General features: G+C 55.7%; 9 protein-coding genes and 1 pseudogene. All 10 read left to right on the top strand.

Annotated elements, in window-relative coordinates; all coding sequences use genetic code 11:
- Nucleotides 1-72 precede the first annotated feature (72 nt).
- The 10 genes and pseudogenes from AC790_RS01080 (at nt 73) to AC790_RS01035 (ending at nt 16,434) form a co-directional block, all read left to right on the top strand.
- Nucleotides 73-856, top strand: a pseudogene (locus AC790_RS01080) (MFS transporter).
- A 14-nt stretch (nt 857-870) separates the two neighbouring features.
- Nucleotides 871-1,959 carry a tartrate dehydrogenase gene (locus AC790_RS01075; protein WP_007893079.1) on the top strand — a complete coding sequence of 363 codons (1,089 nt, stop codon included), beginning with the start codon at nt 871-873 and terminating at the stop codon, nt 1,957-1,959.
- Nucleotides 1,960-2,119: 160 nt separating this feature from the next.
- On the top strand, nt 2,120-3,526 hold the full coding sequence (locus AC790_RS01070) for an MFS transporter (RefSeq protein ID WP_049850672.1): 1,407 nt from the start codon (nt 2,120-2,122) through the stop codon (nt 3,524-3,526).
- A gap of 356 nt (nt 3,527-3,882) precedes the next feature.
- Nucleotides 3,883-4,065, top strand: coding sequence for a general stress protein (locus tag AC790_RS01065; protein ID WP_049850671.1), 183 nt, complete (start codon nt 3,883-3,885; stop codon nt 4,063-4,065).
- Between the two features lie 70 nt (nt 4,066-4,135).
- On the top strand, nt 4,136-4,648 hold the full coding sequence (locus AC790_RS01060) for a ferritin-like domain-containing protein (RefSeq protein ID WP_007893072.1): 513 nt from the start codon (nt 4,136-4,138) through the stop codon (nt 4,646-4,648).
- Between the two features lie 138 nt (nt 4,649-4,786).
- Nucleotides 4,787-5,404 carry a glutathione S-transferase family protein gene (locus AC790_RS01055; protein WP_049850670.1) on the top strand — a complete coding sequence of 206 codons (618 nt, stop codon included), beginning with the start codon at nt 4,787-4,789 and terminating at the stop codon, nt 5,402-5,404.
- Nucleotides 5,405-5,414: 10 nt separating this feature from the next.
- Nucleotides 5,415-7,466, top strand: coding sequence for a pyridoxamine 5'-phosphate oxidase family protein (locus AC790_RS01050; protein ID WP_049850669.1), 2,052 nt, complete (start codon nt 5,415-5,417; stop codon nt 7,464-7,466).
- 237 nt (nt 7,467-7,703) lie between these two features.
- Entirely contained in the window at nt 7,704-13,796 is a 6,093-nt protein-coding gene (locus tag AC790_RS24865) for an Ig-like domain-containing protein (RefSeq protein ID WP_049850668.1), read from the top strand.
- Nucleotides 13,797-14,218: 422 nt separating this feature from the next.
- Nucleotides 14,219-15,904: a ShlB/FhaC/HecB family hemolysin secretion/activation protein gene (locus AC790_RS01040; RefSeq protein WP_049850667.1), complete on the top strand. Its 1,686-nt coding sequence runs from the start codon at nt 14,219-14,221 to the stop codon at nt 15,902-15,904.
- Entirely contained in the window at nt 15,904-16,434 is a 531-nt protein-coding gene (locus tag AC790_RS01035) for a toxin-activating lysine-acyltransferase (protein WP_049850666.1), read from the top strand. The genes AC790_RS01040 and AC790_RS01035 overlap by 1 nt, the downstream gene beginning before the upstream one ends.
- Nucleotides 16,435-16,436 lie beyond the last annotated feature (2 nt).

Genomic DNA, 16,436 nt, shown 5'->3' with positions numbered 1-16,436 from the left:
AAAGCAAAACTGCATACTGAACGCGAAGACAAAAAAATAATACTACCCCTACACAATCTGGAGCACTTTAATATGAACTCTCACCTCGAAAAAAGGGTGATGCGTAAAGTGACGTTACGCATTGTGCCCTTCATCATGCTGCTCTACTTCATCGCCTTTCTCGATCGCGTCAATATTGGTTTTGCTGCATTAACCATGAATCAGGATTTAGGTTTCTCGCCCACGGTATTTGGTTTTGGTGCCGGAATTTTCTTCCTTGGTTATTTCCTGTTTGAAGTACCGTCGAATTTAATTCTGCATAAAGTCGGCGCACGCATCTGGATCGCCCGCGTGATGATCACCTGGGGATTAGTCTCCGGCTGCATGGCCTTCGTGCAGGGCACCACCAGCTTCTATGTGCTGCGCTTCCTGCTCGGCGTGGCGGAAGCCGGCTTTTTCCCCGGCATCATTCTCTATCTCAGCTACTGGTTCCCGGCGGCGAAACGCGCGCAGATCACCGCCATCTTTATGGCTGCCGCACCGCTTTCAACGGCGCTCGGTTCGCCAATCTCTGCTGCGCTGCTGGAGATGCATGGCCTGCTGGGCTTCGCTGGCTGGCAATGGATGTTTGTGCTGGAAGCCATTCCAGCGCTGCTGTTCGGCATTGTGGTGCTGTTCTACCTCACCGATCGTCCGGCAAAAGCGAAGTGGCTGAACGATGATGATTGGCGTGATTCGCCAGCAAACCGGCAGCTACAGCTGGGGCCTCTATTTCGTGGCGGGACTGCTGGCGATCTCCGCCATCGTGGTTCTGCTGCTCTCTGCCAGCGGCAATAAGCCGCAAACGGCCGAGCTTCCTCATCCTCATACTCATTAATCTGGAGAAACAACATGCGTAACTATTCGATTGCCGCTATTCCCGCAGACGGTATTGGCCCGGAAGTGATCTCGGCCGGTGTGGAAGTCTTGCACGCGCTGACGCGCCAGGATCCGCAGCTGAAGTTCGATGTCGAGACCTTTGATTGGGGTTCGGATTACTACAAACAACACGGTGTGATGATGCCGGAAGAGGGCCTGCAAACGCTGAAGAAGTTCGATGCGATTTACTTCGGCGCAGTTGGCGCACCAGACGTGCCGGATCACATCACGCTGTGGGGTTTGCGTCTGCCGATCTGTCAGGGCTTTGACCAGTACGCCAACGTGCGCCCCACCAAAATCCTGCCAGGTGTGACGTCACCGCTACGCAATCGCGGTCCTGGCGATCTTGATTGGGTCATCGTGCGGGAGAACTCAGAGGGCGAATATTCCGGCAACGGCGGGCGCGCACACCGCGGGTTGCCGGAAGAGGTCGGCACCGAGGTGGCGATTTTCACCCGCGTCGGCGTGACGCGCATCATGCGTTATGCCTTTAAACTGGCGCAGTCGCGCCCGCGCAAACTGCTCACCGTGGTGACCAAATCCAACGCCCAGCGTCACGGCATGGTGATGTGGGATGAGATTGCCGCCGAAGTGGCGCTGGAGTTCCCGGACGTGCAGTGGGACAAAATGCTGGTTGATGCCATGACGCACCGCATGACGCTGCATCCACAAAGCCTCGACACCATCGTGGCCACCAACCTGCATGCCGATATTCTGTCGGATCTGGCTGGCGCGCTGGCGGGCAGTCTCGGCGTGGCGCCGACCGCCAATATCGATCCCGAGCGTCGCTTCCCGTCGATGTTCGAACCGATTCACGGCTCAGCGTTTGATATCACCGGCAAAGGCATTGCCAACCCGATCGCCACCTTCTGGACCGCAGTGCAGATGCTGGAGCATCTCGGCGAGCGCGACGCGGCGGCGCTGATTATGCAAGGCATCGAGTTTGTCTGCGCCAAAGGCATTTTGACCCCGGATGTCGGCGGCACGGCCAACACCGCCGAGGTGACGCGTGCGGTAGTGCAGTTTATTACGTCCAAAGCCAGCGTGGCAGAAGCCATCTGATTTGCCCAGTGCGGGTCCAATCATCGCACCTTCCGAAGCGGCGCGATTTATCGCGCAATGAATTGCGCCGCTACGACGGGTGCATGCTGTGATTTGATTTGCACCCTAAGCATTTTTCATTAACAGTCTCTGCCTACCGTTGTTTTTTGCAGGATCCCGCATGACGCACTCAGGCAGAGAAGCCCGTCCGAACGTTAATCGCACCATGATGTTAGCTTTGCTGGTCGCCGTGACCTTCTTTATGGAAAACCTGGATGCCACGGTGATCACCACCGCCATTCCGCAGATGGCGCGCGATTTCGCTGCAAGCCCGGTGGCGCTCAACGTGGGTGTGAGTGCGTACTTACTGGCGGGGGGGGTTTTCATCCCGATGGGCGGCTGGCTGGCGGAGCGCTACGGCGCACGTACGGTGTTTGCCAGCGCCATTCTGATTTTTACGCTCGCTTCCATTCTGTGTGGCCTGAGCGACACGCTGGCGATGTTCACGCTCAGCCGCATTCTGCAAGGCATTGGTGGTGCGATGATGGTGCCGGTCGGGCGCATGGTGGTGCTGCGCGTTACCGAGAAAAAAGAGATGGTGAAAACCATCGCGTTTATCACCTGGCCGGGGCTGATTGCGCCGGTGCTCGGCCCGCCGCTTGGCGGACTTATTGTTACGTATGGTCACTGGCCGTGGATTTTCTGGCTCAATATTCCGCTCGGCATCCTCGCGCTGATCGCGACCGGCTATCTGGTGCCGCAGTTTAAAACCGAGCAACCGCGCCGCTTTGATGTGCAGGGCTTCGTGCTGACCGCCACCGCCTGCACCTCGCTGATTATCGCGCTGGAAGCGCTGGGGCAGATGCATCTTAACCTCGGCGTACCGCTGCTGCTGCTCGGCGTGCTGAGCAGCTGGCTGGCTTATCGTCACAGCTTCCGCCATGCGCAGCCGCTGCTGCCCTTTAGCGCGCTGAAAATTGCCACTTTCCGCAACGCGGTGATGGGCGGATCGTTCTTCCGCGCCTCCATCAATGCCGTGCCGTTTTTGCTGCCGCTGCTGTTCCAGCTCGGTTTTGGCTGGAGCGCGGCGCAGGCGGGCGCGATGGTGCTGTGGGTGTTTGCCGGTAATCTGGCGATGAAGCCGGCGACCACCTGGCTGATGAAGCGCTGGGGTTTTCGTCGGGTGCTGATGGTTAACGGCGTCATCAGTCTGGCGGCGATGCTGGGCTGCCTGCTGCTCAATCCGTCACTCGGCTATTTCGCAATTGCGGCAATTCTGTTTATTGGCGGGCTGTCGCGTTCGCTACAGTTCAGCTGCTACAACAGCCTCGGCTTCGCCGATGTGCCGCAGGCCAAAATGAGCGATGCGTCGGTGGTATTCAGCATCTTCTTCCAGTTCAGCATGAGCGCGGGTATCGCGTTGGCCGCGCTGTTCCTGCGCGGCGCCATGCTGTGGCACGATCATACGACCATTGCGCAAAGCGACATTCACATCGCTTTCGCCGGCGTCGCGTTATTAGTGCTGCTTTCGCTAGTTGATGTGTGTCGACTGGAGAAAAATGCCGGTGCACAGGTGCTGGTGAAATAAAGTTGCCCAGTATAAGTAAATAAATGGTTCATAGCCCTTTGAAGAGAAGGGCTAATAATCCAAATAGTAATCATCTCTCCGCATAGTAAAAGAATAACCTTAATGGTGTTTAATTTCATCAGCTTGAAAATTAAATTAAATATAAGCGATACGGGTAATTATTTTACGCATAATTAAGCCAGAGGAATATATTTATCATTCCGACAAAATAATAAATTAAATAACGAGAAATAAGCGAGCCTTTTCAACACCGATAAGATAACTCCTAATTAGCCTGCCTTGTGCGTTAGGCTTTAACGACTAGCCTTAAGTGGTAACTGAAATAATAGTTATCTACCTTATTTGAGGCATTCATTATGACAACACCACGTGGCGGTTCTGGCAATTTTGCTATGGACCCAGAAAGAGCCCGCGAAGCGGGTAAAAAAGGCGGCCAGCTTAGCGGCGGGAAATTTCGGAATAAACCCGAGGGCGCGGGAGAAACGGGGGGAAAAGGGGGGAAAAAAAACCGTCGCGTCGTGGGTAAAACCCCTGAGTAATGTCACTGCGGCTAGCGATAAATATCCACGTTAGCTGCAGCTCCCTTTATTTTAAGTAAGGAACCATACGATGAGTAATAACAGCGAAGCACACTTTCTTGATTGGGTGAGAGATGCCCATGCGATGGAAAAACAGGCCGAAAAGATGCTGGAAAAAATGGCGTCGCGCCTTGAACACTATCCGGATCTTAAATTGCGTATCGAACAACATCTGGTTGAAACCCGTGAACACCAGGTATTAGTACAGAGCGTTATTGACCGTTACTCCACTTCACAATCGGTATTGAAAGATATCGCCGGCAAAATCTCGGCCTTCGGCCAATCCATCGGCGGTGTCATGGTGGAAGATGAAGTGGTGAAAGGCGCCATCAGCGGCAACGTGTTTGAACACCTTGAGATCGCCAGCTACACCTCGCTGATTGCGGCGGCGCAGCATCTTAACGATCACCAAAGTGCCGAGATCTTTAACCGTATTCGCGACCAGGAAATCGCGATGGCGGATTGGACCTTGACGCATCTGCCGCAGGTCACAGAGCAGTATTTAATTCGTGACGCCACGCCGGGCGTTGAGGCCAAGAAATAGCGCTCATCAACCCGTCGAGACTCTTCCATTTTTCGCAACAATGACTTCGCTAATCCGGCTATTCTGCCCCGCAATTGTCTGTGCGAACCTTATGGTCAGGCTCGGGATCATCCCGAGCATCACCTAAGGAATCGCATCATGAAACTCTATCACTTCCCCCTTTCTGGTCATGCGCACCGCGCTCGTCTGTTCCTGTCGCTGCTGGATGTGCCGCATGAAGTTGTGGATGTCGATCTCAAAGCGGGCGAGCACCACACGCCCGCGTTCCTCGCCATGAACCCCTTCGGCCAGGTGCCGGTGCTGGAAGATGACGGCGTGTATATTGCCGACTCCAACGCCATTCTGGTCTATCTGGCGAAGAAAACCGGGCGCAGCGAGTGGCTGCCGGAAGATGCGCGCGGTGCGGCGGCGGTGCAGCGCTGGCTTACCGTGGCGGCCGGTGATATCGCCTTTGGCCCGGCGGCGGCACGCTTAATTACCGTGTTTGGTCGGCCATATAATCCAGAAGAAGTCATCGCCCGCGCCCATCTGGTGCTGTCACGCATTGAGCAGCACCTTGAAGGGCGTGAATGGCTGGTGCGCGATGGTCCGACCATCGCCGACATCGCGCAGTACAGCTACATTGCCGGTGCGCCGGAAGGCAACGTCGATCTCTCCGGCTACCCGGCGGTGAACGCTTTACTGCGCCGCATTGAAGCGCTGCCGGGCTTTGTGCCCTTCCCGCAAACCGCCGCGGGCCTGCGCAGCCAGGCTTAAGGAGACGATCATGGGCGAGAAACTGTCAGTGTGGCATGCGGGTGAAATTGCGCTGCAGCAGCAGGCGGGCGTGGCGGATCGCATGGCGGAAGTGGGCCAGCGCGTGGTGCGCGATCACATGCCCGATCAGCATCGTGATTTCTACGCGCAGCTGCCGTTTATTATCGCGGGCAGCGTGGATGCGCACGGCGATGCCTGGGCTACGCTGCTGGAAGGCCAGCCCGGTTTTATCTTCTCGCCCAACGCCACCACGCTGGATATCGCCGTGCACGCCGATGCCAGCGATCCGGCTGCGGCCGGCATGCAGGATGCAGCGCCGATCGGGCTGCTCGGCATTGAGCTGCACACGCGGCGGCGTAACCGCATGAATGGCGTGCTGCAGGCGATTGGCGGCGGTTTTCGCGTGCAGGTAGAGCAGAGTTTTGGCAACTGCCCGCGCTATATTCAGCTGCGTGATTTTCAGTTTGCGCGCGATCCCGCCGCGCCTTATCACGGCGCCGTGGAAACGCTCAACGCGCTGGATGATGAAGCTCGCGCCAGCATCGCCGCAGCGGATACCTTTTACGTGGCGACCTACAACGATCAACCGCATCGCCAGGTGGATGCCTCGCATCGTGGCGGCAAGCCCGGCTTCGTGCGCGTCGGCGATGATGGCCTGCTGACCATTCCCGATTTCAACGGCAACCTGTTCTTCTCCACGCTCGGCAATATCCATCAGAATGGCCAGGCAGGATTGCTGTTTATTGATTACGCCAGCGGCGACACGCTGCAGATGAGCGGCGAAGCGGCGGTGATACTCGACTCGCCGGAGATCGCCGCGTTTCAGGGGGCTGAGCGGCTGTGGACGTTTCGCGCGCGCCGTATCGTGCGCCGTCGTGCCGCCCTCGCCCTGCGCTGGCAAACGCCAGCCGATGGCAGCGCGCCCGCTTCACTGATGACCGGTGACTGGCAAACTGCCGCCGAGCGTTTGCGTGCGGCGGAGCTGGCAACGCGCTGGCGGCCGTTCCGGGTGACGAAAATTGTCGATGAGAGCGCCACCATCCGCTCGTTTCATTTAATGCCGGCTGATGGCGCCGGTTTGCTGCCGCATCTGGCCGGTCAACATCTGCCGATTCGCGTCCAGCCGCCGGGCGCTGACAAGCCGCTAATGCGCGCCTATACCTTATCAGTCGCGCCCGCCGACGGTTTTTATCGCATCAGCGTTAAGCGTGATGGCGCGGTGTCGCGCTATCTGCACCAGCAGCTTGCGGTTGGCGACATAGTGGAAACGCGCGCACCGGCGGGTGATTTCACTATTGATGCCAGCGAAACGCGTCCGGCGGTGCTGCTTGCTGCGGGCGTGGGAATTACGCCGATGCTGGCAATGCTGCGTCATCTGGTGTTTGAGGGGCAGCGCAAACAGCGGATGCGGCCGACGTTTCTGCTGCAGTCAGCGCGCAGCAAAGCCGAGCGCCCTTTCGCGCGCGAAATCGATCGGCTGCTGGCGCAGGCGCAGGGCGCGCTCAAGCTGGTGCGCGTGCTGAGCCAAACGGCAGATGCGCAGCAGGATCTGGATTACGACGTCGCCGGACGCATCGATATGGCGTTGCTGTCGCAGGTGCTGCCGTTCAACGACTACGACTTCTATCTGTGCGGACCGCCGCAATTCACGCAGGCGCTGTACGACGGGCTGCGCGCCTACAACATCGCCGATCGCCGCATTCACGCCGAAGCTTTTGGGCCATCATCGTTGCAGCGTAGCCGCGATGGCGTTGCAGAAGCACAGCCGCTGCCGCCGGTGGCGACTGAATCGGTACCGGTGAAGTTTATGGACTCGATGAAGGAAGCGCGCTGGACGCCGCAAGCCGGTTCACTGCTGGAGCTGGCCGAAGCGCGCGGCCTGAGTTCGGCCTACAGCTGCCGTGCCGGACACTGCAGCAGCTGTAAAACCAAACTGTTGCAGGGCGCAGTGACCTATAAAACGCCGCCCAGCGCCCGCGTGGCAGAAGATGAAGTGCTGATTTGCTGTGCGCAGCCCGCGCAGCAGGAAGGTGACGAACAGGCGATTCATTTGGCGTTGTGAGGGGGGGGCAATCCACCGCCATCAAGACAGCGTGTGCACAGTGAATTATTAACGAAAAGTTTAACTTCCCGATCCATACGCAACTGATTGTTTTTAATGTTAATTAATTTAACGTCAAATAATAAAGGCGACGCAGAGTGGCTTTGAGCCACGTCTCATAAATACTTTTTTCGCGGCCCTTATTATGGCGCCGTTAGCTGCGTATAGGATGTAGCTGAGTATTTGAGAATGAACACCATGGAAGAATCCAAAAAAAATAGCGTGCATCGTTCCAGTCACGAGAACGCAACGGTTTCCGTTTTAAGCGCTGCGCCGGAAAACGCGATTGAAAATAGTGCCGATTTTGCAGCTGTACAGATTGCCGCCACCCATACCACGCTGGCAGAACCTGTCGCGTTAACCGTCTATTATGCTATTGATGACACGCGCTCTAAAACCATCTATCGCGACGGAGTAACCTATGACGACACCCCGCGGTTTGTTGGCGTTGCTGCACCTAATACCGAAATCACCATCTTTGATGGTGAAAAGGAGGTTGGCGTTACCACGTCTGATGCTAACGGCAACTGGACGTTCAATTTCAGCACCACTCCCGGCTTAGACATTGGCCAGCACCATCTGACATTCACAACCAATGAATCAAGCGATACGTTTGATTTTCTGCTGCTTGCAGTAGGGTCTCAATTGATTACTCTCAAGGCTCAGGCCTTTGATATGGATGAGAAAAGCATAGAGCTGGTGCCCGGCGATAAAATCGAGGACACCACCCCGCGCTTTGTGGGCCTTGCCGATCCTAATATCACTATCACCGTCCACAATCATGGCAAACCAATAGCCACCATAACCTCTGACGACCGGGGCATCTGGGAGTTCTTCCCGACGCTTGGCCTGGGCGAATACTCCCTCACCTTTGATGCTGGCAACGGCAATACCACCAAACCGTTTAACTTCGAAATTATCGGCAGCGCAGAACCGGAAGAGCCGGTGATTGTTGATCCAGAAGTGCCGGTGATTGAAGGCCCGGAAACCCAGGTGATCACCATTGAAGAGGTGAACCAGAACACCAATTATGTCTGGGAGCGCATTGCTGAGAGCGGCACTACCATCGACACCACGCCGCGCTTTAACGGCAAAGCGGGTGCCAATGTGCAGATCACCGTGTATGACAACGGCCAGCCGATCGGCGTCACCACCTCTAACGCGCGTGGCGAGTGGGTGTTCACACCGGAGCTGGATGGCGGCGAGCACAACATCAGCTTCAAAGCCGGTGAAGGCAGCGAGAGCAAGGTATTCAGCTTCACCATCGACGCGAACATCACCATCGAAGCAGTGAACCAGAACACCAATTATGTCTGGGAGCTGATTACCGAGAACGGCACCACCAACGACACCACGCCGCGCTTTAACGGCAAGTCGAGCCCGAATGTGCAGATCACCGTGTATGACAACGGTAAGCCAATCGGCGTTACCACCGCTAACGCGCGTGGCGAATGGGTGTTCACGCCGGAACTGAGCGGCGGCATGCACAACATCAGCTTTAAAGATGCTAAGGGCAACGAGAGCAAGGTGTTCAGCTTTACCATCGATGCGCAAATCACCATCGAAGAAGTGAACCAGAACATCAACTATGTCTGGGAATCTATTGCTGAGAACGGCACCACCATTGACACCACGCCGCGCTTTAACGGCAAGGCCAGCCCGAATGTGCTGATCACCGTGTATGACAACGGTGAGCCAATCGGCAGCACCACCTCTAACGCCCGCGGCGAATGGGTCTTCACGCCAGAGCTGAGCGGCGGTTTGCACAACATCAGCTTTAAGGACGCTCAAGGCAACGGCAGCAAGGTGTTCAGCTTCACCATCGACGCGAACATCACTATCGAAGCGGTGAACCAGGATACCAATTATGTCTGGGAACGCATCAGTGAGAACGGCAGCACCAACGACACCACGCCGCGCTTTAACGGCAAGGCCAGCCCGAATGTGCTGATCACCGTGTATGACAACGGCCAGCCGATCGGCAGCACCACCTCTAACGCGCGCGGCGAGTGGGTCTTCACGCCGGAGCTGGGCGGCGGTGAGCACCACATCAGCTTCAAAGACGCTCAGGGCAACCAGAGCAAGGTGTTCAGCTTCACCATCGACGCGCAAATCACCATCGAAGAGGTCTATCAGAGCAGTAATTATGTGTGGGAGCGCATTGCGGAGAACGGCACCACCAACGACACCACGCCGCGCTTTAACGGTAAGGCCAGCCCGAATGTGCTGATCACCGTGTATGACAACGGCGAGCCGATCGGCAGCATGACTTCCAACGCCCGCGGCGAGTGGATCTACACGCCGGAACTGGGCAGCGGTCTGCATAACATCAGCTTTAAGGATGCTCAGGGCAACGCGAGCAAGGTGTTTAGCTTCACCATCGTATTAGCTGAAAGCCAGCCAATCATCGTGGATGAGGTATATGACAACGCGCATTCTGCCTGGCAGCTGGTGACGGAGAACGGCATCACCAATGACACCACGCCGCGCTTTAACGGCACATCAGGCGCGAATCTCAGAATCAATGTGTATGACAACGGTCAGCCTATCGGCTTCACCATGTCCGATCACAACGGTAAGTGGGTGTTCACACCTGAGCTGAAGGCAGGTGCGCACAGCTTCACCTTCAAAGCCGGTGAAGGCAGCGAGAGCGATGCGTTTAATTTCACCGTGGAAGTGATGCCGATTACCATCACCCACGCGTATGACGACTCGCAGGGTTACCAACGTGATTTTGAACGCAACACCACGATCAACGACTCAACGCCGCGTTTTGTTGGTCACGCCGAGCCGGGTAAGAAAATCACCGTATATGACAACGGTCAGCCGATTGGCGTCATTACTCCCGATTACAGCGGATACTGGTCTTATACCGCCCTCCTGAACAGCGGCGCGCACAAAATCGTCTTCAAGTCAGGCGAAGATAACCAAACCGATTCGTTTGACTTCACGGTGGTGACGGCGGATAGCCAGCCGATCATCGTTGATGATGCCTACGACGACTCCTTAGGCTACAGCCAAAACTTTGCTCGCCACGCCACCATCAATGACACGTCGCCAAGCTTTAGTGGGCAAGCGGGGCCAAATGCGAAAATCACCGTGTATGACCACGGTCAGCCTATTGGTACCGCGGTGTCTAATGCCTGGGGCTACTGGAGCTACACCGCCGAGCTAAAAGGTGGCGCGCACAGCATCACCTTTAAGGCAGGCGAAGGCAGCGAGAGTGAAGCCTATGATTTCACCGTCGCCGCGACGCCCGTCACTATCGATCGCGCATTCGATGATAGCGTCGGTTATGACCGCGAAGTGGGCGACAACGCCACTGTCAGTGACACCGCGCCACACTTTAACGGCAAAGCGGCACCTAATACGGTCGTCACTGTTTTCGATAACGGGGTTCCTATCGGCTCAGTCTTATCGAGCTGGGGCGGACGCTGGAACTTCGAGCAGGAACTCGGCGCGGGCAAACACATCATCACAGTGAAAACCGAAGACGGCAGCGTGAGCGATCCGTTTACGATTTACATCACCGCACCGGTGAAGGCACCTGAAGTCACCATCGATCGCGCGTTTGATGACAGTGCTGGCTATGACCGTGAAGTCGGCGACAACGATAGCGTCAAAGATACCGCACCCCGCTTTAACGGTACCGCGAAGCCAAATACGCTGATCTTTATTTTCGATAACGGGGTTGAGATCGGCTCGGTCTTATCAAGCTGGGGCGGACGCTGGAACTTCGAGCAGGAACTGGGCGGCGGCGAGCATATCATCACGGTGAAAAGTGAAGACGGCAGCGAAAGTAATCCATTTACGCTGTATATCGATGCACCAGTGGAACCTCAGCCTGAACCAGAGCCTGAGCCAGAACCTGAACCAGAACCCGAGCCAGAGCCAGAGCCAGAGCCAGAGCCTGAGCCTGAGCCTGAGCCTGAGCCTGAGCCTGAGCCGGAACCTGAACCGGAGCCTGTGCGTGAAACCAAAATTGATTACGGTTTTGCCAAGGTTGGAAACAAAACCGGCCATCTGAAACAGCATGATGTCATTCAGGACGACAAGCCGTCACTTTCCGGCTTCGCTGAGCCTAACAGCCTGATCAGCATTTATGATAATGATGTAAAAATCGGTGAGGCGAGAACCTCCAATCTTGGTACCTGGTCATACATCGTTCACGACTATCTGGGACAAGGTTCACATAACTTTGTGGCGAAAGCCGACAATGGTCAGGATAGCGATCCGTTTGTGCTGGTGGTGAAAGTACCGGTGAGTGCGAATGCTGTTTATGCCAACTCCGGTGAGGAGTCGAATTGGAATTCAACCGCCGATACCACACCCGATCTGCGCGGCGGCGGTCCGAAAAATGTGGTGATCAATCTGTATGAAGGTGAAAAATGGATTGGTTCAGTTAAGACCTTAGCCGACGGCAGCTGGACCTTTACCTTTACCGAGCCGCTGAGTATCGGCCCACATCACATCGTGGCCGTCGCTGAAGAGGGTAATACCAGCGAGACCTACACCTTCGACATCACCGAACCTACTGTCGTTGAGCCGCCGGTTGAGCCAGAGGTGACTTACACCGTTACGAGGGTGAGTGATGACGTGCTGGAAAGAGGTACTGTTCCTGCCAATGGCGAGACAGATGACGCTACCCCACTTATTTTCGGTAAGGCTTCACGCTATGCCATGGTCCAGATCTTCGATAACGGCGTTAAGATCGGTGAAGTACAGGCTGATGTGTCTGGCACATGGGCGTTCCAACTTGAAGAAGCCTTAACTCCGGGTAAACATGACATTACCGCTGGACCCGATGCAGAGCATAAAGGCCCAGCCTTTAGCTTCACCGTGGTTGCGCCAGATCCAGAAAACCCATTACCGATCCAGATCATTTACGAAGTCAGCCACGCCTACGATAGTGTGCTGGAATCGGGACGTATTCCACAGAACGGCGAGAGTGATGACGCAGCTCCGCGCTTTTCAGGAAAGGCATCAGCCTATGCGCTGGTCCATATCTTCGATAATGGCGTGAAGATCGGTGAAGCAACCGCTGATGCGTCTGGCTTGTGGACGTTCAAACCAGAACCTGCATTGTCGCTGGGCAGGCATGAAATCAGTGCAGGTCCTGATGCCGAGCATTATGGCCCCGCCTTTGTCTTGACCGTGGTAGCGCCTGATCCAGAAAACCCATTACCGAAAGGGACGACGTATGAAGTTACCAGTGCCTACGATAACTTCTTTAAGTCTGGCTTCATCAAAGCTAACGGAGAAAGTGATGATAATGCTCCGTTCCTGGCAGGAAAAGCCGATAGCAATGCGCTGGTGAAGATCTTCGATAATGGCGTTCAGATTGGTGAAACGCGCGCTAGTGCCAACGGTTCATGGACGTACCAGGTCGAAACCGCTCTGTCGCTGGGTAAACACAACATCACGGCGGGATCGAACGTCAAATATCACGGCGAGGCATTTACCTTCACCGTGGTACCAGCCGAATTCTCGCGTATTTTGGTGCTGGAAGGTGTGAGTACCTACAACGAGGGTGTTGAGCGTTTTGGTATTGGTCATAGCACAGCGATTTACGACAACACGCCGTCATTTAGCGGTATCGCAGCAGTAGGTTCGGTCGTCACCATCACTATCAATGGTAAGACACATGGAACGGCGCTAACCAATGAGTACGGTCGCTGGAACTTCGACGTCACCGAGCCGTTGAAATCGGGCAATAATCTGGTGAAAGTCACCGCTGAAGGTCAGGTTGAGAGCATTGATTTTAGCTTCGAGCTGGCGTCACCGTATGATATGGCAATCTCATGCGGCGTCTATGATGATCAACAGGGTGAAATTCTGATTGGAAACGGTCAGATTTCTTCTGACTCAACCCCTACGCTGAAAGGTTTTGCTGGACAAGATATCCTGTTGGAAATTTTGGACAATGGCAAACCCATCGGTTCGGTACAGACCCTGCAGGACGGCTCGTGGTCGTTTGTTGTCCCTGAGCTGCAAGATGGTCCGCACTCTATTGTGGTAAAAAGCCTCTATCTGGAGAGCTACCCTAATAGCTTTAATGTTCAGTCTGCCCCTGCTGAATCAGAGACATCGCTGCTGAATATTTCAGCCGCCGATCTGCTGAGTTCTGCGGAGCCTGCGCTGTTCAGTGAGGAAGCTGACGTTCAGCAGCCTGCTGCCCAACCGCTGTCAATCGCGCAAGCCGATATGGCGGTGGAAACGCAGTCCGGCGTGGTGAACAACGGTGCGCTAGCGATGATTGAAACTGAGGAGCAAAACTACTCAGTAATCTGATGCCTGCACGCATAAATCATTAAGCCAAAACGGATGGTTCGCCATCCGTTTTTTTATGGATTAAATAGTGGATATTATTAGCTATTATGATGGCGTTCAAAATATAACCCTGAAATTAAACCTTGCCGACGATTATCATGCGATTTTAATTGTCAAAAGATTATAGATTCCTTTTATATATCCATGAATGAATTTACCCAGGACAATTCTGTACAACATCTTCCCTCCGCTTATTCACACCCCCCTTTCCTTTCAATGGAATATTTATTAAAAATATCATTAACTCTCAATAAACTGCCTAAATAACAAGAAATTTCCTATATTTTCACCCATCAAAAATCAAACTGAAATATTGCCATGCGCCAATAAACAGGTAGAGTATTAATAGCAGTTAAGGATAATCATTAATCTGGAATAAACTCATGGAAGAGAAAGCAGGCATAGCGCTTGCCGTTAGCGCATGGTCGCTGGCAATCGGCATTATATTGCCGCAGGTGGCGACCGCCGCCGAACAGGACATTATTCAGCAACAGCGACAGAAAGCGATTGAGGCCCAGCTTCAGCCGCCAACGCCTGACGTGCGTTTATCCCCGTCCACCAGCGGCTCCTCCCGCGTCAGCTTTCCACAGGAAACGCCCTGTTTCGCCATTCAGCACATCACGCTGAACGGGCTGAGTGACTTTCCGCACTGGCTACCGCTGCAGCGGCTGGCTAATCAGGGCGAGGGAAAATGCCTCGGTGTGAAAGGCATCAACCTGCTGATGAGCGTGCTGCAAAACCGCATGATCGACAGCGGTTATGTCACCAGCCGGGTGCTGGCTCCGCCGCAGGATCTGACGCAAGGCACGCTGTCGCTGCAGCTGCTGGCCGGAAAAATCAGCCACATCACGCGCACCGACTCCAGCGATCGCTACGTCACGCTCGCCAGCGCCCTGCCTTCACGCGAAGGTCAGTTGTACGACCTGCGCGATACCGAACAGGGGCTGGAAAACCTGCAGCGTCTACCTACCGTGCAGGCCGATATGGCGCTGATCCCCGGCAGTGCGCCGGGTGAAAGCGTGATGGCGGTGCAGTGGAACCAGAGCAAGATGTGGCGACTCGGTGCTTCACTCGACGATTCCGGCTCAACGTCCACCGGCCGCTATCAGGGCGGGCTGACGCTCTATGTCGATAACCCGCTGTCGCTGAGCGACATGCTCTACGTTTCGGCAAGCCATGATTTGCAGTTTGGTAATGACAAAGGCACCAAAAACTTCACCGGCAGCTACTCGGTGCCGTTTGGTTACTGGATGGCGGGCATCACTACCAGTGATTACAGCTACAACCAGACGGTAGCCGGGGCGTTCACCGACTATCAGTACAGCGGCAAAAGCAAAAGCCTGAACGCCAATCTCAGCCGCGTGCTGCACCGCAACGGCAACCAGAAAACCACGCTGAGCTATGACGTGATGACGCGTGAAACCCGCAACTTCATCAACGACACCGAAGTTGAAGTGCAGCGCCGCCAGACTTCGGCGTGGCGCCTCGGCCTGCAGCATCGCCACTATATCGGCAGCGCGACGCTGGATGCGGGCGTCAGCTATCAGCGCGGTACGCGCTGGTTTGGCGCACAGCCCGCGCCCGAAGAGTTCTGGGGCGAGGCCACCGCGCTGTCGAAGATTATTCAGCTCAACGCCCAGCTGACCGTGCCCTTCTCGCTGCTCAGTCAGCAATTCAGCTTTAACACCCAGTATCTGCGCCAGATGAGCAACACGCCGCTGACGTCGCAGGATCAGTTTGCCATTGGCAACCGCTGGTCAGTGCGCGGCTTTGACGGCCAGCGCACCCTGAACGCCGATGAGGGCTGGTATTGGCGCAACGATATCGGCTGGGCCACGCCACTGCCGTCGCAGGAGCTCTACCTGGCGCTGGATTACGGCGAAGTGGGTGGACGCAACAGCGGGCAGGATTACCTGATTGGTAAACATCTGGCCGGTAGCGCGGTGGGACTGCGCGGCTACGCCTTCCGCACCAGCTATGACCTGTTCGCCGGTATTCCGCTCTCGAAGCCTGCCGGCTATCACACCAGCGGCTTAACGCTCGGCTTCAACCTGAACTGGAGCTACTGATGGAGATTAATGGTTACCGGTTAATTGCGCCCTGGCTGGCCGCGGATGACACCAGCGAGGCCGAAGTGCTGGGCATGGCGGTCTGGCTGTGGATGCACTCGAAGCGCCACCGCGATGCCCCGCTACATACGCTGCCGACGCTGCTGCTGCCGCCGATCAAACAGCAGCAGTACGCCATCGCGGTAAAAGAGGGTCGCCCGCAGTTTTATCTCGGCTGGGCGTGGCTGGATGAGGAGGCGGAACGGCGCTACCTCACGCACGCCTCGGTGATGATGCAAGAGCAGGACTGGATCAGCGGCGATCGCCTGTGGATCACCGATTTCATCGCCCCCTTTGGTGAGATCCGCGATCTGCTGCGCCTGATGTGTGAGGTGATCCTGCCGGAGCAGTGCTTCCGCTGGCAGGATCAGCAGGGCAATCTGCGCGGTCAGCGGGTGCATTTTTATCATGGAAAGAAAGTCAGCGAGAGCGCGGCCAAACAGTGGCAGCAGGCGCATCCGCTGAGCATGGCGTTACCCGAAATCGGATAAGG

The sequence above is a fragment of the Pantoea sp. RIT-PI-b genome, from assembly GCF_001187905.1.
Lineage (GTDB): Bacteria > Pseudomonadota > Gammaproteobacteria > Enterobacterales > Enterobacteriaceae > Pantoea > Pantoea nemavictus.
This window is presented reverse-complemented; position numbering and strand designations above follow the sequence as displayed.